Origin of the sequence: Streptomyces sp. NPDC101151 (assembly GCF_044768335.1) — a bacterium.
Classification (GTDB): domain Bacteria; phylum Actinomycetota; class Actinomycetes; order Streptomycetales; family Streptomycetaceae; genus Streptomyces.
On the sequence record NZ_JBIWPP010000016.1, the window covers coordinates 12,344 to 31,370 of the forward strand.

Annotated in this window: 16 protein-coding genes and 3 pseudogenes; 14 read left to right on the forward strand and 5 right to left on the reverse strand. The window is 63.8% G+C overall.

Annotated elements, in window-relative coordinates; all coding sequences use genetic code 11:
• Positions 1–32 precede the first annotated feature (32 nt).
• Positions 33–988, forward strand: a pseudogene (locus ACIRU3_RS26490) (IS481 family transposase).
• Positions 989–1,606: 618 nt separating this feature from the next.
• Here ACIRU3_RS26490 and ACIRU3_RS26495 read toward each other — a convergent pair.
• Positions 1,607–2,176 (reverse strand): hypothetical protein, encoded by a 570-nt coding sequence (locus ACIRU3_RS26495; protein WP_404060838.1) that lies wholly within the window; start codon positions 2,174–2,176, stop codon positions 1,607–1,609.
• A 369-nt stretch (positions 2,177–2,545) separates the two neighbouring features.
• On the opposite strand from ACIRU3_RS26495, the pseudogene ACIRU3_RS26500 reads away from it, so the two are divergent.
• The 7 genes and pseudogenes from ACIRU3_RS26500 to ACIRU3_RS26530 all read left to right on the forward strand — a co-directional run.
• Positions 2,546–2,674, forward strand: a pseudogene (locus ACIRU3_RS26500) (transcriptional regulator); the annotation flags it as partial.
• Between the two features lie 167 nt (positions 2,675–2,841).
• Positions 2,842–3,309 carry a DUF6082 family protein gene (locus ACIRU3_RS26505; RefSeq protein WP_404060841.1) on the forward strand — a complete coding sequence of 156 codons (468 nt, stop codon included), beginning with the start codon at positions 2,842–2,844 and terminating at the stop codon, positions 3,307–3,309.
• Positions 3,310–3,926: 617 nt separating this feature from the next.
• Positions 3,927–4,496 (forward strand): hypothetical protein, encoded by a 570-nt coding sequence (locus ACIRU3_RS26510; protein ID WP_404060844.1) that lies wholly within the window; start codon positions 3,927–3,929, stop codon positions 4,494–4,496.
• A 2,082-nt stretch (positions 4,497–6,578) separates the two neighbouring features.
• A complete protein-coding gene (locus tag ACIRU3_RS26515; RefSeq protein ID WP_404060847.1) occupies positions 6,579–7,769 on the forward strand; it encodes an HNH endonuclease in 1,191 nt (396 codons plus the stop codon).
• Positions 7,770–8,481: 712 nt separating this feature from the next.
• Entirely contained in the window at positions 8,482–8,823 is a 342-nt protein-coding gene (locus ACIRU3_RS26520) for a CU044_2847 family protein (protein WP_404060849.1), read from the forward strand.
• A gap of 512 nt (positions 8,824–9,335) precedes the next feature.
• Positions 9,336–10,118 carry an AAA family ATPase gene (locus ACIRU3_RS26525; protein WP_404061261.1) on the forward strand — a complete coding sequence of 261 codons (783 nt, stop codon included), beginning with the start codon at positions 9,336–9,338 and terminating at the stop codon, positions 10,116–10,118.
• Between the two features lie 34 nt (positions 10,119–10,152).
• On the forward strand, positions 10,153–12,471 hold the full coding sequence (locus tag ACIRU3_RS26530; RefSeq protein WP_404060852.1) for a S8 family peptidase: 2,319 nt from the start codon (positions 10,153–10,155) through the stop codon (positions 12,469–12,471).
• A 149-nt stretch (positions 12,472–12,620) separates the two neighbouring features.
• Here the strand turns inward: ACIRU3_RS26530 and ACIRU3_RS26535 are convergent.
• From ACIRU3_RS26535 to ACIRU3_RS26550, 4 genes and pseudogenes are all read right to left on the reverse strand, one after another.
• Positions 12,621–12,767, reverse strand: a pseudogene (locus ACIRU3_RS26535) (DUF6233 domain-containing protein); the annotation flags it as partial.
• 537 nt (positions 12,768–13,304) lie between these two features.
• On the reverse strand, positions 13,305–13,841 hold the full coding sequence (locus ACIRU3_RS26540; protein ID WP_404060854.1) for a hypothetical protein: 537 nt from the start codon (positions 13,839–13,841) through the stop codon (positions 13,305–13,307).
• Positions 13,842–14,108: 267 nt separating this feature from the next.
• Positions 14,109–14,786: an AAA family ATPase gene (locus tag ACIRU3_RS26545; protein WP_404060856.1), complete on the reverse strand. Its 678-nt coding sequence runs from the start codon at positions 14,784–14,786 to the stop codon at positions 14,109–14,111.
• Positions 14,783–15,541, reverse strand: a complete 759-nt coding sequence (locus ACIRU3_RS26550) for a GntR family transcriptional regulator (protein ID WP_404060858.1) — start codon at positions 15,539–15,541, stop codon at positions 14,783–14,785. Before ACIRU3_RS26550 ends, ACIRU3_RS26545 begins: the two co-directional genes overlap by 4 nt.
• Positions 15,542–16,011: 470 nt before the next feature.
• Between ACIRU3_RS26550 and ACIRU3_RS26555 the strand changes: the two genes are divergently transcribed.
• From ACIRU3_RS26555 to traA, 6 genes are read left to right on the forward strand one after another with little or no spacing between them, the layout of a single operon-like run.
• Positions 16,012–16,275 (forward strand): DUF6284 family protein, encoded by a 264-nt coding sequence (locus ACIRU3_RS26555; RefSeq protein ID WP_404060861.1) that lies wholly within the window; start codon positions 16,012–16,014, stop codon positions 16,273–16,275.
• Positions 16,275–16,562, forward strand: coding sequence for a DUF6303 family protein (locus ACIRU3_RS26560; protein WP_404060864.1), 288 nt, complete (start codon positions 16,275–16,277; stop codon positions 16,560–16,562). The genes ACIRU3_RS26555 and ACIRU3_RS26560 overlap by 1 nt, the downstream gene beginning before the upstream one ends.
• A complete protein-coding gene (locus tag ACIRU3_RS26565) occupies positions 16,559–17,572 on the forward strand; it encodes a DUF2637 domain-containing protein (RefSeq protein WP_404060866.1) in 1,014 nt (337 codons plus the stop codon). Before ACIRU3_RS26560 ends, ACIRU3_RS26565 begins: the two co-directional genes overlap by 4 nt.
• On the forward strand, positions 17,572–17,955 hold the full coding sequence (locus ACIRU3_RS26570) for an RRQRL motif-containing zinc-binding protein (protein WP_404060868.1): 384 nt from the start codon (positions 17,572–17,574) through the stop codon (positions 17,953–17,955). Before ACIRU3_RS26565 ends, ACIRU3_RS26570 begins: the two co-directional genes overlap by 1 nt.
• A gap of 32 nt (positions 17,956–17,987) precedes the next feature.
• A complete protein-coding gene (locus ACIRU3_RS26575; protein ID WP_404060870.1) occupies positions 17,988–18,485 on the forward strand; it encodes a hypothetical protein in 498 nt (165 codons plus the stop codon).
• 20 nt (positions 18,486–18,505) lie between these two features.
• On the forward strand, positions 18,506–19,024 hold the full coding sequence (traA, locus tag ACIRU3_RS26580; protein ID WP_404060871.1) for a plasmid transfer protein TraA: 519 nt from the start codon (positions 18,506–18,508) through the stop codon (positions 19,022–19,024).
• Positions 19,025–19,027: the final 3 nt, after the last annotated feature.

Below are 19,027 nucleotides of genomic sequence, written 5' to 3' on the forward strand. Positions count from 1 at the left end.
GCTGTCTAGGACTGCACCGCACGGAGGTCTTCGTGTCTCACCGTAATGCCCGGCTGACCGTTCACGGCAGGCGGCTGCTGATCGAGCGTGTCCGTTCCGGCCGTCCCGTCGCGCATGTCGCCGCCGAGATGGGCATCTCGCGGGCCACGGCCCACAAGTGGCTGCGTCGCTGGCGGACAGAGGGCGAGTCCGGCCTGCACGATCGTCCCAGCCGTCCGCACACCACACCACACCGCACTCCGGCGCCGGTCGAGAACCAGGTCTGCCGGCTACGACGAGAGCGCAAGCTGGGCCGGCTCGCATCGGTCCGATCCTGGGCCTGCCCGCCTCCACCGTGCACCGGGTCCTGGCCCGGCACGGCCTGAACCGCCTGGCCTACCTCGACCGGCCCACCGGACAGGTCATCCGCCGCTACGAACGCAGCCGGCCCGGCGAACTGATCCACGTCGACGTCAAGAAACTCGGCCGCATCCCCGACGGCGGAGGCCGGCGCGTCCACGGCCGTGCCGCCTGCCCCGACCGCCGTCGCACCACCGGCTTCGACTACGTCCACTCCGCAGTCGACGACCACAGCCGCCTCGCCTACAGCGAAGTCCACCCGGACGAGAAGGCCGCCACCTGCGCGGCCTTCCTGACCCGGGCCGCAGCCTTCTTCGCCACCTGCGGCATCCACCGCATCGAACGCGTCCTGACGGACAACGCACGGCCCTACCGCAAGAGCTTCGCCTGGAAGCAGGCACTCGCCGACCTGGACGCGACGGGCAAGCTCACGCGCATCTACCGACCGCAGACCAACGGCAAGGTCGAACGCTTCAACCGCTCCCTGCTCGACGAATGGGCCTACATCCGCCCCTACACCAGCAACCACGAACGAACCGCCGCCCTGGCAGACTTCCTCCACATCTACAACCACCACCGCTGCCACACCGCACTCGGCGGCCACCCACCCATCACCCGCGTCAACAACGCTTCAGGTCAATACAGCTAGAGCTTGTCCCGCTTGGTCGCCATGGACACTGCGACCTTCTCGTTGACGAGCGTGGCCCGGGGGAGAACGTGTCGCGTAGCTCGGCTGGAATGCGCCGGATTCTGCCAGGCGTCGGTGCGCTCGTTCCTAGTTCCCGGGTGGTTGGGTGACGACGATCCGCCAGATCACCGAATCGGCCGCTGAGAACTTCCACGCCAGTTCGTGCATATGGGCGTGCGGGATCTCGGCGGTGAAAACGCCGCTCCCGTCGCCGCACTGAGACCCGGCGAGAGGCCTTCCGGTGGCGATGATGTCGAACTTGGAGGGACCGGCGCATGTCCACATCACCGTGATGGATGAGGCCTTCCCCGCTGACGCGGGAAGCGTGACACCGCCCTTACCGTGACCCGATCCCGTGTATAGCGTCTTTGATCCGACAGGGAGCGGCGACTGGATCGGATTGGGAAGGCGGTCCGGGCTCGTCGGGGTCTGTACCGGAGAGTGGGGCGTGCTGGTCCCCGTCGTCGCCCCGTGAGTGGCGGTCGACCGGGGGTGCGTGCTGCCGGAACAGGCCGACACAAGCACCAGGGCCGACAGACCGACGGCCAGCAGGGAACGCTTCATCAGATCGTCCTCAACTCACGAGTGGGCGATGTAGGGCGAGAGTGCCGGGAGCTTGGCGGTCCCGTGGTTCGAGACGATCCACTTGCAGCCGCCGTTATAGGAACCCCGCTCCCAGTTGAAGGAATATCCCTTCGAGCCAAGGGCGAGCCATCCGTCCCGCTGGCTCGCCGGAACCTTCCAAGTCCCGCCAAGGGTGACGGTGGTGGTCTTCGCGTAGGAAATCGAGCCGCTGATGGTCTCCTCGGCGGAAGCGACGAGAATTGACTCCTCAATCTTGGCCGCATATGTCATGGTGCCGGTCCAGGTGTGGCCCTTGGCCACCGAGAGCGTGACGCCGGACTGTCCGTAGACGGTCTTGCTCTTGTCCTTGACGAACGTGCCCTTCACATGGGAGAAGGAGAATCCCGGGTCGGGCAGGCATCCTTGCGGGGCCTTCGGAGCATCGACGTCGGCGTCGTCCGGTGCCTGAGGGATCGGGTTCCCGTCCTGGTCGGCATTGACCGCCGGCGGGGCGTCTTCGGCGAAAGCGGGCCCACTCCTCCGGCCCCCATGGCGAGAAACGCGGTCAGCGCGACGGCTGTGCATGCGCGAGTTATGGCGCTCATGGTTCCCTCCGTTTCGCTCCCTCCCCAGGGGCGGCATGGACACGACAATCGCGGACTGCCTGAGTGATCGTCAAGGAAACTCGATCAAGTCTGAGCGAGACTTGAGCTTGACGATTGACTATGGACTACTGGTTACGCCTTGGCCCCGTGAGCAAGTAAGCGGAATCCTGTGCTCCGTCAGTGCGAATCGACCGCGCGAAGCGTCAGGAACATCGCTCACCTAATGATCTCTTTACTCAATCAAGGAATCTAAAGGCGTGACCCTTGAACTTAGCCTGGATCTTTCATGACAGTTCGCCGGACAGACCGGTGGACCGCAATGGTTGGTCGGGCGACGTGGTCGAGGCAACTAATCGGGACTGCGTGGGCCGGGTTGCCGGTGCTGCTCGGGACTCCCGCGAGCATGACGCAGCTGGTCACCGTGACCGGGCGGCGGCTGGGGTCGGTGGGGCGGCATCTGCGGGTGCTGGTGAGAGCCACCGGGGCCACGGTCGGTTCAGGCTGGTCGGCTGGAGTGCCGTCCTACGCTGCTGTACTTGCTACCCCGGGGAGATCGACATTTTCGAACGTAAGTGCGATTGTTTAAAAGGTTCGACCGGGTGGGCAGCCCACCCTGGCAGAGGCCGCCAAGAAGGGTCGGACAACATGAATCAGATCACCTCGGTAATCTCCGTCGCCATCTCGGCCGCCGCCCTCGCCATCGTTGCAGTTTCGCTCGCCTATCAATCGCGGCAGATCAAAATTGCGCAAGACGAGGCCATGAGGTCGCGCCACCGAGATCTGGTGATTATGTCAATGAATGATCCCGCACTGCAGGCTTCCTGGGGCGGCATGCCATTTCCTGGAGTGTCAGCAGAAAGGCGGAGCCAGCTACTCTTTGCCAATCTTATATTCTCGTGGTATTTCTCGTCCTACCTCCTCAAAGACGCAAATGATGCCCAGCTAAGGGTCAACCTGAAATCTTTCTTCCAGGGGGAGATCGGGAGAGAATACTGGAGCGTCAGTAGGTTGGGGTGGCTGGAATTGATGGACTCCGCAGCGACCAAGAGGAAGAGGAGATTTTCCTCGATCGCTGAGAGTTGCTACCAGTCTGCAACTGCAGGAACCCCTTGAATATGACTGCCATCAGAGGGCTAAACCGCCGTCGCGAGTCTCCTCTTGGACGGCAACGGTGTTGCGGCCGCTGACCTCGCTGCTCATTGGCTTCCAGCCCGGAGGCGATTGGCAAATCGCTAGAGCGCCGCCGCCGGAGACTCGAGGCCCGCGTGCTGGACCCGCTACCGCACCAGATTCAGGCCGTCTGCAACGAGCCTTGCGCTGACGCTCCAGTTTCGCCTTAGCTGCCCGGAAGCTCGGCAGCCAAGCGCTCCTGCTGGACCTCGCCGTCGGGGTCCTCCGTGGGGCCGACGCGCACGGCCTCGACCACGCCTCGCCGCTCCCCACAGGTCGGGCATTGCACAACGGCTGTCGAGTAGCGCTGGTGGTCGCGGTGTTGAGTGCGGCGAACGGTATGGTCGCAAGTGAGTGTGAGGTCTCAGTCGTCCAAATCCCGCTTGCTGGTCTTATGGCCGAAAAGGATCTCTGCGATTGCCTTCGCTTGTTCCTTACCCATGGGAGGAGGTGGGCAGCAGTGCCCGCAGTGCTGGGTGCGGGATCCACTCACCGTCCAGCGCATAGCTCGGCACTCGCCGTGGCGCTCCCTGTATCGGGCCTCCTCCGCGGTTGCGTCCATGGAGATTGGCATCAAGAACGGCGCGATCTCGTGTCCGGGTGGAATGCCCTCGGTCAGTGAGAGCGGGGATTGGAGTGTCGGACACGTGGTCTCAGCATTGCTTAACAGCGGCTTTGCGCTCATCGGCGTCATGCTCGGCGCCTGGCTTACTGCCCGAAGTGGAGATCGTCAGTGGACCCACCAAACGCAGTTGGCTGCCTGCCGGCGCCTGATGGACGAGTTTGCCCTGCTCTACGACTCTCTGGCGCGTACACACCGGGCTGAGAGTCCTGACCTGGCCTGGGCGTCGTGGAACCAGGCGCTGACCGAGGTTTCGTTTGTGTGCACCAAACCTGTAGTAGACGCGGCCTATGCCCTTGATGAAACGCTCTGGCGCGTCGATTGGGCGATGCGCGGTGGCCAGACGGGACAGGACGCGTGGCTAGAACTGCGCCGCCCAGTGGAGAACGCCCGCGCTGCTGTCGTCCACGCTGTCCGCCACCAGACAAGTCGACGCCTGCACGGTTCAGTCCGAACGCTCGGGCGGCCAGCGGATGAGGACCCGATGTGGACGAACCCGCAGTCCTGACATCGAAGACCTCTGATCAACTCCGTTCGGCCCCCTGTTTGGCCCCCAGGCACGACAGAGGGCCTGGTGCAACTTGCACACCAGGCCCTCTGACCAGCGTCGGGGTGGCGGGATTTGAACCCACGACCTCTTCGTCCCGAATTAGGCCCTGGAAGATCGCCGAGCTGCGGCTCGTGGCAAATGCGCAGGTCAGGGCGTTGGGGTGTGTCGGTCTACGTTGGTGCTTCGTGCCCCCGATCTCAAGATCATCTCCAGGATTTCTCCACGGCCGTTGAGTTGGGCTGCCTCAAGCCGCCTAGCGACGCTTCCCATGGCCGGCAGTCAGATCACGAAACGGTAACGCATTACGCCATTCGAGTGAACCCTGGAAGAGCGATGCTCCAACTGAATCGAGTCTCATTTCCCCAGTTCAAGGCTGCTAAGGATGCGCGCCAGGCGCTAGCGCTCCACCGTTGACACCGCACTGGCTTCTGCCCTCGAACTTGCGGAAGTCTGCACGACATGCAGCAGAAACCACCTAGCCGACGCATCCGACTTGCGACTACCGCGGCGGCAAGCCTCAGCAAATGGCGCGAGCCAGTACCTTCGGCCGACCACACGACATCCCCCATGCAGTTGAGCGTCGAACTGGTCGACGTCCACGCCTGGGAGTACTCCGAGATGTGCCCCGAGACGGCGCGAAAGATGGAGACGTCATACGAGAGTTTCTGCGCCAATGCGAGCCTGGCGCCGTCTCCCGCAGGTTGGGGATTCCTCCATTGCACAGTGCGCGATGGACGCGGCCGAACGCGCCGACTGACCCTTGCCACCAACGACCTTTCTTACCATCGCTTGCTCATTGAGGCTATTCCATTGGAAATCAACACTGGAGTTCATTGGGATAAATACGTATACATGCGAGTTGGGTGGCCTGGGGTAGAAAAGTGGCGTGGCAACTGGGATGTGAATCAATTGCCAATCCCCTGGCGTCCGACCCAACGCCATGCCTGTCCCGAAGAAACCACGCGCCATGTGCACAGCATGCTCCTCCAGGAGGAAGCAGCACCCGAGGTCGCATGTGTCATCTTCGCTGAGAGTCCCGGCGGCCACTGCTGGACGATGCTAGATGTAGAGGCACCCGACTCTCAAGCACTGGTAGTGGCACCCTCATCGGAACACGAGTTCGCCTTCAGATTCGGCCTGAAGGCCGGAGTCGCAGTCATCCCAGGGTGGCCAACTCTGAAGACCCCTGAGTTGTGTGCGGATCCAGAATGCGGTCCGACATAAAGCCTGACCACAGTGGGCGTCAGATATCTCTACACTGCCTGAATCTGCTTGGCGTTCCACCCAAGAAGGAAATCACTTTAAGTGACATTAGCGTGATAGAAGGGGTATGGAGTTGAAACCGGGTGGCACAGGAGAAAAGCTCAAGAGTCTAACCCGTCGACCAGAGTTCCGTGTTGGCATACTCGGTGCCATGGCCGGAGTTTTTGCTTACATGATTCCGAGCGCCGTTATTCCACTCAGTGCGGCTGCTGGGGTATCTACGGTGGCAGCGATGTTTACCCGCAAAAGCTAGCTCGCAGCGAATTCCTCTTCAATCCTGGATCTACCGGTCCACCTCGCTGGATAGCAGCGACGGCAATGTGAGTTGTGACTGATCCGATTCCAGGTGACTATTTCGACGCTCTACCTGTTCCTTCACTCTCTTTGAGAGAGCGTCGCCACGTAGTCTCGCAGGCCAAGCTCCTCGCGGTAAGGAGCACGACAGTCGCTGTTTACACCGTGAGCTCCCCTGCCCCCCGTAGCGGACCGACGAAGGCTGCTCGTTGTCAGTGCCTCGTGCTCCAATCGAGTGCTGACGGATGGTCTCTCGCGGAGGTTCAAGTGACGGACGGTGCAGCATCTTTGACCAAGCGGGTGGGCGGCCTCTCCCCCGCAGCCCGGGGCCCTGGCCGTGCGTTGCACCGACCCCTGCTCCTGCTGTGGGCCATCGGCCAAGCGCTTCAGGGGCGCGGCGAGCATCACTGGTCTACCCTGCGCGACGCCGTAGCACCCCTGCTGACGACATACGCGGGAGCTCCCGCTGGCGCCCAGAGCGTCGTGTATCCGTTCTGGGCGCTGCGCGGTAACGGCCTGTGGGAGGTCGGCGAGATCGAGGGGTTGGCGCTCACAAGTGGCGGGCGTAGACCGACTCTGGCCGCGTTGAACGAGGCGGATCCACTCGCTGGGCTCCCTGAGGACGACTTCAAACTGCTCTCGCAGGACGCTGAAGTTGCCGCGTGGATCGCGGGCAGTGTGCTGTTGCGCTTCTTTAACCCCCTGCCGCCTGGCCTGCTGGCGACCGTGGGGTTAGAACAGTTGCTGGCGGGCCGTATCGACACGTCCCTGCGGCCCCGAGTAGGCGAACCGTTCAGCAATCGTGACACGATCGCTGACGCCTACGGTGGTAACCGTGTCTTGGGCATCACCCCGCTGGCTGACAGCATCCTGACGGCCTACTCAGACGACAAAGGTCCCTACGCCGACAAGCAGATCGAGGGCACCGACTTCATCGCCTACACCGGCGATGGCCTCTCCGGCGACCAGCACATGCGCGGCGGCAACAAGTCCATGTTGCTCTACCAGGCAGAGCAGCGCGCTCTGCGCTACTGGCACAAACCCCACCGCGGACAGTGGGCCTTCGAATCCTGGGCCGTCATCGTCGAATGCCACCGCCGCTGGGGCCGCGGCGAGGACGGGAAAATGCGACGGGAGTTCGCCTGGGTCCTCGCACCCGTCGCCTCGCCCCTACGCCACACCTGGCCTCAGCATGTCCTCGACGCCCTCGCCGAAGACGACGGCCTCGTACACGACCACACGATCAATGCCCCCCTCGATGAAACAGAAGGCGCAGAGGTCCTCAGCGACCTCGATCGATACCGCCAACTCGCCGCGGCCGCCGGCCGAACGGCCTCGCGCCGCACACAGAGATCACGCCGGACCGAAGTAGACCGCTACTTCCGCTCACCCGCAGCACGCGAAGCAGTCATCATCCGCAGCGGCGGTACGTGCGAGAACCCCACCTGCCTCGGACACTCCACCGAACGCACAGACGCAGGCGCACCCATCCTTGAAGTCGATCACGTCAACGACCTCGGCAGAGGCGGCGCCGATATCCCGGAAATCATGATCGCGCTCTGCCCCAACTGCCACGCCCTCAAAACCCGCGGAAGCGACCGCCGCCGGCTCACGGCCGCACTCCTCCGCACCGCCCGCCAGCGCCATCAAGCCTTCTGCGACGGCACTTTTTGAGTTCTACCCACGCGCGAGCCGCACCGCGGCCTCCCCGTCACGACGGAGGACGGCGAGAGAGCCAGCCTCGTCCTGGACGATGTCGCCTGGAGCCCAGCATCACATTCGAAGCACGGCCGACGACGCATTACGAGTTGTCTGATCTTGGTCCGGGAGCGTCCGTGGACGTCCGCTTGGATCATCTCTTGCCAGGTCAGCGGGTGTCCCGGACGCCGGCGGACAAGCGCAAACGCTCCCGGAGTGAGCAGCAACTGAGACTGTCGTCCAAGACGACTCACCGGCCACCTCCCGCGGCCTTGAACCCGCAGCCGCTTCATCCCGAAGTAACTCGGGTGGGGACTCTGCCTTGGGTGGGTGTGCCCCTCAGCTGCGCTGATGGTCCGTAGGCGTCCGTGCTTGTTCGCCGCTGTGCGTCGACGTTGTCACGCAGTTAGACACTCACCGAGCCTAGAGATACATGCCAAGGGTGCGCTGGTTCTCGCCCAGCTCACCCGGGATGCCCCCCATGACAGCTGAGTCCCGGTACGCGGAGCCTGGTGAAGGGGAGTCTGACTGTTCCGGTGCCAAATTTGAATGCAGGCCGCTGCGCGCCTAGTGCAACGATGTGTTCCAGCCAAACAGAGGAAACCGGCCAAGCCTTGACTGCATATTCGCCTAACACCTTTGCCACAAGCACATTTACGAGATCATCGAAGCATCACGTGTGGCTCACATGGGGGTGGAAGTGTATAAAGCGGTCAATGTCGATGGCGGTGACTCGATCTTCCTGGTCGAAGTAACTCCCCTGGCCGTCGATAACTTTGACCAGTCGAAGATCCTCCGAGGGCGAGGCGCCCCCGAACAGGCTTTGACGAGCCTTCGTCAGGTGGGAGACGCCATCGTCCAAACCTGTGAGGACGTATCGGCGGCCATCCGCGAACGCTTCGCTGACTCAGCTCCGAACGAGTTGGAGGTGCGGTTCGGGGTATCACTGAGCGGTGAGGGGGGAGTTCCCCTAGTAGGCAAGGTGAAGGCTGATTCGACCTTCGAGGTGAAGGCGCGTTGGATCCGCTGAACACCCCAGCTCAGGGGTGGTTCATGTAGGCGCTACGAGTGAATCACCTGTACCAGTTGACGTGTATGGCCTGGTCAGGGGGAGAAACTAGTTGGTAACCTTCGCGCATGAGTAAGCCGGAGGATGGCAGCTGGATGGGTCTCACTGAGACAGAGCGAGCGCTTCTGGAGCTGATGTCGGCTGCCTTGGAGGCGGACGAGCGAGCTGCGCGCGAGCTGTGTAGACGGTGGATGCGAAAGCCGCCGACTGGCTCAGGTCATGCTGTCGCACTACGGGCAGAGTTGAGGGCCTTGCTCACAACGATGCCCGAGCGATCCCCCTTGCGTGGGGGTGCAGCATCAGACGTCGCCTGGACACCGCCGGCCACTGCTGATCTGCCACGAGATCCAGAGACCAATCAAGCGTTGCTACGCCTGGGCGAGATGGCTATCGGCGCTGGGCCTGTACTGGATGACGCTTGCAGAGCTCAAGTCGACAGGATCGTCGCCGAGCGACCACTTCGTGAGCGCCTAATGGAAGTGGGGCTGCAGCCCTCTCGCAGCGTCCTCCTGAGCGGTCCGCCGGGAGTGGGAAAGTCCATGACTGCTTCCTACATTGCTGAGCAGATGAAGCAGACCCTGGTTGTCGTGGACTTGGCATCTGTGATGTCAAGCTACCTGGGGCGGACTGGGCGCAATTTGAGGGCGGTCCTCGACTATGCGGCCGAAACAGAATGCGTTCTCTTTATAGATGAATTTGATGCGCTGGCTAAAAGGCGAGATGACAACACTGACGTTGGCGAACTGAAGAGACTGGTCAATGTCCTGCTGCTGGAGCTCGACCGTTGGCCTGCTGGCAGCTTTTTGATTGCCGCAACCAATCATCTGGATTTGGTGGATCCGGCTATCGCTAGACGCTTCGATGTGAAAATCGAACTGCCGATGCCAGACTACGAGCAACGGAGGGCTCTCCTGGCGCAAATTCCTGTCATCGCGAGCTCAAGCGTAGAGGCGGAATACACCTCTCTTCTTGCGCTCGCAACCGACGGGACATCGCATTCCGATATCGTAAAGCTTGTGAATGGCATTGCGCGCGAGGCAATTATTGAGGATGCGAATCTGGCATCTTTTGCTGAACGCATGGCAAACTATTCCATGTTCTCGCTGCGAAATCAGTCAAAAAGTGACACGGAAGTCCGCTCTCGAGTGATCCGCGTAGCGCATGATTCTCTCGGGTATTCACAGCGGAAGATTGCTCAAATCCTTGGAGTGAGTCATCCGACTGTAAGCCGCGTTCTAGCTGCGCGAGAAAAGTGACGACGGCGTAACAGAGAAACATCCTGGGGGGGAAATGAATCAGAAGTCGGGCGGGCGAATCCTCGTCGGAGGCGAGCAAATGTCCGAGATGGTTGACCGCGTGTCCGGTGGAGGCGATAAGTTCTATCCGTACTCTGTGGAAGAAACTAGGGAGATCCTTGGGCCTCAGGCGCGATCACTCCGAGATTCCGCAGTTAGGCTTGATTCCGCGCTGCGGGCGGATCACGTGGTCTTCGAGGCGACCCTGTTACCCAACTTCCTTGCCAATAGCTATTTCCCGGATCGTCTCGTCAAACTCTTGGGACTCACAGCCTTGGGATCCCGGCCGGCCACGGCTGACTTGACGCTGCGGAGCGGGACTACGCCGGATGTCCCAACCAAGTCTCTAATTGTTGCTGGTGACGACGCAAGCTTGAGTCGGCTGGCGAATATTCTTGAGGGTGGTGAACTAAACCGGGCAGAGAGGGCTGCAGCGGAAGAACTGCGCCAGTTCTCTGAGATACGCCTACCTCGTCGTGAAGAGGTTTTTCGCGGCGCTTCTGCGGATGTCGAAGACTCGGGCCACGCTCGTGCAGTCTATGAGGCGGTTCTTCACCCGGATCCAGACACTCCTGGCTCGGGCCGTCATCCGATTACTGCTCGACTTTTTCGTAAATTTGAAGAATATATTTCGAGTTTGGGTGGCGAGGTTGCAGCCACTCGCCGTGATGTCGTTGGTGGTTTGACCTTCGTCCCAGTATTCCTTCCCGAGGATCTGGCAGAACAGGCCGCTGCATTCAACCCGTTGCGCTCTATCCGGCGCATGCCGCGTATCCGTCCCGTACCCTCCTCGCCTCTTCGCTCGGCTCCCAGAGTTGGGCGACCCGCTCCTCCAGCGGCCGACCCTAACGCGCCGGAAGTCCTGATCTTCGATGCCGGGATTGAGGACGGCGGAGACTATTTTGCAGGTTCCGCGCAACAGGTGCACCTGACAAGTGAATCCCCGCAGTATGGCTGTATCGAGCACGGTAGCGCTGTCACTGGTGCCGTTCTCTACGGGAACGTTCAGCCAGGTCAAAGATTGCCGAAGCCGTCAGTCAGAGCTACCCATTACCGTTGCATCCCGGGCCCGCCTGATGATGGTACGGAGCTGTACTGGCTTCTGGATCAGATTCAGAAAAAGGTCGCTGAAAAAGACGCCATGATCGTGAACCTCAGTCTGGGTCCAGAGGTTACGGTTGACGACGGCGAGCCACATCGATGGACGGCTGTTCTCGACAGTTTGGCTTACGAGCGAGATATCCTTTTCGTAGTCGCGGTCGGGAACAACGGTGACTCAAGCGACGATCGCATAATGGTGCCCGCAGACATGGTAAATGGCCTGAGCGTGGGTGCATGCGATCGCCCATATCCAGAGGCTATGTGGTCTCGGGCCCCATACAGTGCCGTGGGCCCGGGACGCCCTGGGGCATTGATACAGCCGAGTGTTGTTGCTTTCGGCGGTGACGACCAACTGCCTTTCGCTAGGCTGAGGTCGGACGGAAGGATTTCGTTCGACTGCGGGACGAGCTATGCTGCGCCCGTGGTATCGCACGAGCTAGCCGTTTTGAGCAAAGAGCTTGGTGATCGGGCAAGTGCATCAGCGTTGAAGGCGTTTGCTGTCCACTTCGCAGAGTCGCATGCGGATCCCAACATCAACTCAGGACACGGAAGGCTCATAAGCGACCACGCTTCGGCTCTTTGGTGTGACAGCAATGAAGTGACTGCCATGTACCAAGCATCGGTCGAGCGTGACCAGATATTGGGATTCCAGCTTCCTGTCCCCGAGGGGCTGCAGCGGGGGAAGGTAAAGGTGAGGTGGACGCTTGCCTATGCGTCTCCCACCGATCCTACTGAGGCGGTTGAGTATACGGAGTCGGGTCTGGAGTTCACACTCCGGCCGCATGCCGCTGTCTACTCTTTCCGTGACCCGGAGGGTTCTTCTCGGCCCGTCAAGGTGAACATTCGCGATGAAGCCGAAAGGGCCGCGCAGCTGGAAGAAGACGGTTGGATCCGCAGCAAAAATCCAGTCTCTCGCTCCCAGAAAGTAGGGCCTAAAGCCTCCGAGGCAAGCAGACGGCGCGGCGGCAAGTGGGAAACAGTGATGCAGGGCCAGGACCGTCTCCAGGCGAGTAGCCTCTGGCTTCCCAGGCTGGACATCGAATACTTAACACGAACTGGTGGCGTACTCACTCGTGGCGCAGCGCCGGTGGACTTTACGCTCCTTGTGACCGTGACGTCGTTGTCTGGACTTCCGGTTTACCAGCTAGCGCAGGCGGAATTCAAAGTGCTCTCTGCGCTTCCTGTACCTATTACGGCTCAGGTGCGGACTTAGGCCTGAACTGATGCCCGCAGCCGCCGGGCGCGGTCAGCCGGGCGGAGACAGGAGGCGGGCCGCGCCGCAGAGGCGGCGCGCGCCAGCGCCGTGCGCGGGCCTTGAATGACCTAGGGAAAGTCTTATCCCGCTGGGATGAGTCGGAGCGCCTAGTCCAAGAGGCCGAGTTGAGTGTCGGGCCGGCAGAACGGGCACGCCTCGAGCCCGTCGGCCACAGCGGCGCGGGCTGCGGCGGCGGCTGCTGGCTGGGCGAGCCGGCTGGCCTGTCTGCAGTTGTCGAGGTGGACGCCGGAAGGCTGTGGTCCGGTCGGTGGTGGGCAGACGGTCGATCACGTACCCAGTCCGTTGCCTGCCGGTGGGTGCTTCGAGTGCTGGCCGCGCGGATGAGGGAAGCTGCCGCCTGCCCGGCGCCTGCTGCTCGGCTGCCGCGAGCGCTCGCTTGACGACCTCGTGCTGAAGCCGCAGGTAGATGCCGACAGTGTCGTTGTCGGCGAGCCGCTGTTCGAGGTGCGCGAGGATCGCGCGCAGGCGCACGGGATCCGGAGGCAACTCGCTCATGCGTTCGATTCAAGCATTTGAGCTGTCCCCCCGTCGACCCGACCGCCCCTGCCTGACCCGAGCGTGCCCCTTGGCCACTGCGTCGTTACAGCTGATTCCACCCTGAGCACCCCCGTGAGCAGCACCTGCCTGAGGGTTCGGGCCCAGCACGAAGGGTCCCGTCGCGAGACGGGGCCCTTGTTCAGCGGTAGCGGAGGGAATGGAACCTTCGGCGACTTTCGCCACACTCGCTTTCGAGGTCTGTTGGTGCTGGTCAGGGTGTGATTCGCAGCCGTTCAGCCTCGTTCATTCCCGTGCTCTCGCCCGCCGCGTGAACCGCTTACGCCGAGGTCCACGCGCATGGCCTCCCGCATGGACCTCAAATGGGGCCACAGATCCTTCAGCAAACGCTTGGCCAGCTCGATGGTGTCGTCTGGCTGAGGGACGCCGCAGTCGATGCGTCGCAGCAACCCGTAGAGGACGCTGATCTTGTCGTTCACGGTGCGCGCCTCAGCAAGGACACTGTCCGAGACCAGCATCTGCGCCTCGTCGTACTGGACCCGATGGGCGTCCATCGCGGTGGCGGCCCTCTCGCGGATCTCGTCCGTCAAGCTCCGGTTCGCCATGGCCTGGACGTAGTCGGCCAGTGCGTAACGGCACGTGCGTGCTCGGCTGTTGACGCCGATGTAGCAGTTGCGGAGGTTGTCATGGTGCTGGCGTTCCCCTTCCCAGCGCAGCGCCCGGTGGCCGGCGCGTTGGGCCAGGTAACCCGATGTCACGGTTCCGCCGACACCTGCGATACCGACCACGAGAGTGGCTAGGGCTGCGTCCATCGACCCAGTACAACAAGCGAGCCCGCCCTCGTCGGCACGGCTTGCGCGTCCTCGACGGTCCATCACACAGTGCGCGTAGTGGGTGCCGTCATAAGGCCCTGTGTACGCGCGGGCGTGGCACCAACCTCATGAGACGGCACACCTAGGACGCTCACAGTGGCCAACTCACTCGCTCACAACGGCCCCGGTGAGCTGCCCCAGTGCTGTTTTGTGGGAACTGAGACGGAGCATCGCGGGGGCTGACCTGCGCCCAAGGTCCGTAGAGAGTCAGGGGCGGGAAGCCTCCATGGCCGCGATCACGTCCACAGCGTCACCCGCGTAGAGGAGGTGCGGTTCGTCCGCCTGAGGGGGGATGAACCGGCTCCGGTACCGCTGGAGGTCGCTCTCTGAGAAGTAGATCGAATTCGGATCGTCCGCGTGGAATTCGTTCCGCTTGCTGACCCTTGCCCAGAGTTCGTCATGACTGGCCGCGAGATAGACCAGTACGGGGGTGGCTCCGGCGTCGGTGGCGATGGCTCGCCACTTGGCCCGATCCTCCGGAGTCCAAAAGCCGTGGTCAACGACAACATCGTGGCCGGCCTTGAGCTGCTCCCTGAGCTCGACTGCCACGTCTTCGAGCACCGGACGTTCAAGGGTGGGAAAGACGCCTCGGGGAAAGTCCACCCCGTAGACGCCGTGCCGGCGGTACATCTCTTCGTCTGGGCACAGACGGACGAACCCGCGATCCGTGAGCGAGCGGGAGAGCGTGGTCTTGCCGGAGCCGGGGAGCCCGGCCATCAGGACGCAGAACGGTGGACGTGGTGGCATCGGTCTCGCCATGGTCTGGGAGATGGCAGCCATCTCCGCTTCCCCTTCGAGCGTGATTGTGCCAGCCCTGCGGGCGGCAAGCAGTGACCCTAGGCGGTCTTCGAGCACGTTCGTGAGCGTGTCATCCATGACCGTCATGGGGTGACCTCCGATTCCGTGCGCCATGTCCGGCCAGGGCCGCCAAGGTCCACGCCGTACTCCACGATGTTCCCCTCGCTGTCCACGAACTTTGCCGTCATGACGACCACTGGATCGGTCGGTGGGTGTTCGGGGTCCAGCTCCAAGAGCTGTGTGTACTCCGGCGTCAGCAGTCGGGCTGAGGCTGTGTCGATGCGGTGGCTGATGGGGTGGCCGGTTGCTTGGGCGATGAGCTGGAGCGAGGTACCTCCGGTCAGGCGCTCGCTTGCCGCTAGCTGGGGGATCAGCTTCCCGTATCGAGCGGGAATCCATGACGTGCTGTGGGCAACGATGCCGTGCCGGTCTCGGTAGACCCGGCTTCGGCGGATCACGTCGGAGCCGGGCTGAATGTCCAGCGCCTGGGCTACTTCGGCGGGCGCGGGCACCACAGCCGCTTTGTGTGAGTCGGACCTTTCGCCTGCTCCCCAGCTAGACCCGGTGCGGCGCCCCCGGTCCTGACGCTGGGAACCCGAAGACATCGGAGCCGGCTGGTCCAGGACCTCCGTCCCGATCCCGTGGATCCCCCGCACAAGTCCCTCGTTGCGCAGCTTGCGCAGGGCCTTTTCAGCGGTAGCGGTGCTCACTTTCCACTCTTCCGCGAGGTTCTTGATGCTCGGCAAGAGTGTTCCTGGCTCCAGCTGACCAGACGTAATCAGCTCCGTGTAGTGGGCGGCAATCTTCGCGTACGGCGCCCGATTGTCGGCCTGGCCTGCCATATCGCCTGCTCCCTCGTGTCACTTCCCTGAGGTTCCCTACCTTACCGCTTGACACCGCATGGAACCCTAGGGAACCTTAGGGATGTGCCCGGCCGGTCGGTTCGACGGATCACCGGGTGCTGGATCTCGACGCGCCTGGTCGAGGTCAAGGGGCCCGGGACAGAGCGGGCCGAGGGCACCGGACAGTCGTCTGTTTCAGGCGATCCCTTGTCAGTCCGGATGGCAGACCGAAAGGTCTGGTCTCTGCCTGCAACGGGGCCCGAGCGAGCTGTTCCTTGATCCGGCAGTCGCGTCCCCGAAAGAGACCACCCATCCACCGCAGTTCCCTGCGGCCGGTTGCCTCCGCTGCTCGTCTCGTACGAGCAGTGCTGAGGGGAGCCGGATTTCCGACTTCAACGGCGTGCGCCCCCGGAGTTGCAGCTCCGGGGGCGCTGTTCGGGCCGTTCCACCTGTGAAAGGAACACGACCCAATGAGCCATATCGTCACTGTTCAGGATGCTGTTACCGCCTTCGCGGAGTGGTGTGAGCCGACCGGTGCGGAGCTGGATGCGATCGAGTGCGAGATGCCGGTCATCCTCGCCGACATCGAGCTGCTGGATGCGCATATCGCCACTCTCGACCGCACCCCGACCGAGCTGGACGAGCGCCGGTTGCGCCGGGCCCGCCGCCGGGCGATGGCCGCGCGGGTGGAGCTGGCCAACCTGTCGGCCACGGCCGCGGGGGTCGGGGCGTGATGGTGCAAACGTTCACGGCGCAGATGTCCGTGTTCAGGGGCCGGTGGCGCCTGTACGTTGTCCTGCTGAACACCACCGCCCCGTGGCCGGAGCACGGCTTCGATCGGGCCGTGCCGGTGCCGACGTTCACGGAGCGCGCGGAAGCGCTCAGCGTGCTCGGCTTCGAGCCGGTACCGGACGCCGAGTGGGAGTGGACGGAGTACAGCGCCGACCCCGATGACCCTGCCTCTGCGGTGACTCTGCTCGCCGCGATCCGGGTGCGTTCATGGACGGGGGCGGGTGCGTGAACGCCGTTCAGATCCGTTCAGCCGAGCGCGCCCTGTCGGCCGGCACATGGCTGATCGTCGCGGGCGCGATGCTGTATTCGATCCTCACCGTCACCCCCCTCGCCGCCGCCCACACCCCGGAGAAGTGGGACTGGACCGCGCCGATCCTGCCGCTGGTCGTCGATGCCGCCGTTGTGATCGTCGTACGGCTGGATGCGGTGCTGGCCCGGCTCGGGGGGCATGGCGGCCGATGGCCGATCGTGCTGCGCTGGATGACCGGCTGCATGACCCTGGCCCTGAACGTCGCGGACTCCGCCCTGCACAACGACTGGGTGGGCGTAGCCGTGCACGCGGTCGCCCCGCTCCTGCTGATCGTCACCGCCGAAACCGGCCTGGCCTACCGGCGCGCCATCGTTGCCGCGGTCACCGCGCTGGAGGAGCGACAGCGAGCGGAGCGGGAAGCCCGCGAGCAGGCCGCCGCCGAACGGCGCGAGGCTGCCGCCCGCACGGCTCGCGAGGAGCGCGAGCACGCCGCACTGCTGGCGCGTGAACAGCGTGAGCACGAAGCCCGTCTGGCCCGTGAGCAAGCCGAACGCGAAGAGCGGGCCCACCGGGAGGAGCGCGAGCGCACCGAAGCCCGGGAACGGGCCGAACAGGCCGAGCGTGAACGCCGTGAGCGCGAGCGTGAACAGCTTCGGCTGGAGCATGAACGCCGCGAGCGGGAAGAGGTTGCCCGTCGCGAGCGGGAGCGGCAAGAGCGCATTGAGCGTGAACGCCGTGAACGGGCCGAGCGCGATCAGCGGGCCGAGCGTGAACGCGCTGCCCTGCTGGCTGCCGGACCTGCGATCGAGAAGTTCTCCGAGGAGCGGGCGCGCGCGACCATCCAGGCTGCGTTCGGGGCCGGGCTCGCGGTGCGGGCGGCTGCCGAGTTGTGCGGCTGGTCGGTTGGCTGGGTCTCCACCCGCTACCAGGAACTCCGCGACGCCAGCCACACCGCCAACGCAGACGCGCTGGCTGAGGCGGTGGTCTGATGCCGACCGCGTATGCGAAGTGCTTCGACCCGAACGGGGCCCGCTACGGCATACCGACCTACCCGTGGCGCATGGCCCCTGACGGCTATGCCACCCGCCGGCAGCTCCGCGCTCGGGGCTTACGGCCGGGCGGTCAGCCGGTTGCTGCTCAGCTCATGATCATCAACAGCAGGCGTGGCATGCCCCGCGTCGCCTACCTCTACCGCGAGGAGCTGGCCAAGCCGGTCCGGCCGATGACGTCCCGCAAGTGGGGCGCCCTCGCGCTGGCGATGCTTGCCCGCCGCACGTGCCCGAGCTGCCGACTCGACGTCGGCTACTGCATTCCCACCTCAAACGGCATCTGTGGCCTGTGCCTGGCCGCCGAAGAACAGCGCGCCGCCTGATCGCCCCCCTTCAACTTCCCTGGGAGTTCGCTGTGTCCAGCCGTACCCGTGCCCGCGGCGCCAAGGCCGCGGGTGTCCACACCGTCCGTATCCCGCGGCAGCGTGGCCGCCGCGGCGCGCAGCCGTTCATCGTCGTCGTCCCCGAGCAGCCCTCCCTGACCCGGGAGGCGTTCGGGTTCGTGGGGCGGATGCTGTGGCGCTTCCGTCATGCCCTCGCTCCGACTGGCTTCGCCCTGCTGGCCCTGGCCGTGACCGCGATCCTGCACGCGATCGCCTGGTGGTCCGGTCTCCTGCTGGCTCCCGTCGCCGCGGGCCCGGTGGCGTGGCTGGGCTTCCTGCAGGTCCGCCGGCCGCGGGGCGGCAGCACGCTGCGCTGGCGTATCACCGCCGTCGTGACCGCCACCTTCGCGCTGGGCTGGATGGCGCTCGCCGCCGGCTTCGGACCGCTGGCCGGGCCGCTGGAGCAGATCTGGCTGGTGGGCTGGCTCGTCGCGCAGGCCGCATGGCTGTTCGTCCGCCGCTCGCTCTGACCCGAAAGGAAAACCATCTGATGGCGAACACGAAGGCCACCCCCGCCGCGGGAGCCAATGGCTCGCAGGCCAAGAGCACGGCGAACAGCAAGACCTGGTTCGCCCCGGGCTTGACCGTCAACGTCAACGCCAGCAAGACCAACAACGGCGTACCCGCCGCTAGGAACGGCGGTAACGGCTCCAGCCAGGGGCTGTTGCCGGCACCGGAGTTCACGACACCGGCGCAGCTTCGCGAGTACTGCAACAGCCTGCGGGCGGCTGCGGTGACGCTGTCCTTCGAGGTGTCCATGGGGGCCGAGATCCTCAAGGCCGTCCTTGCCGCCGTACCCGACCCGGAAGGCCGCCCGCTGGGCTCGCGCCTGCGCGCCGCGAAGGTGGCCCGCAAGATGCAGAAGTCCTCCGACGCGCTGCGGGATGCGGCGAAGAACGCGGCGGCCTGCTACTCGGCCTTCCAGCAGGAATACAAGGAAGAGATCAACCGTGTCCGTCACCGCGCCCGCAGGCCGCAGCAGCCGGTCATGAACTGGGCCCAGCAGTAAGGA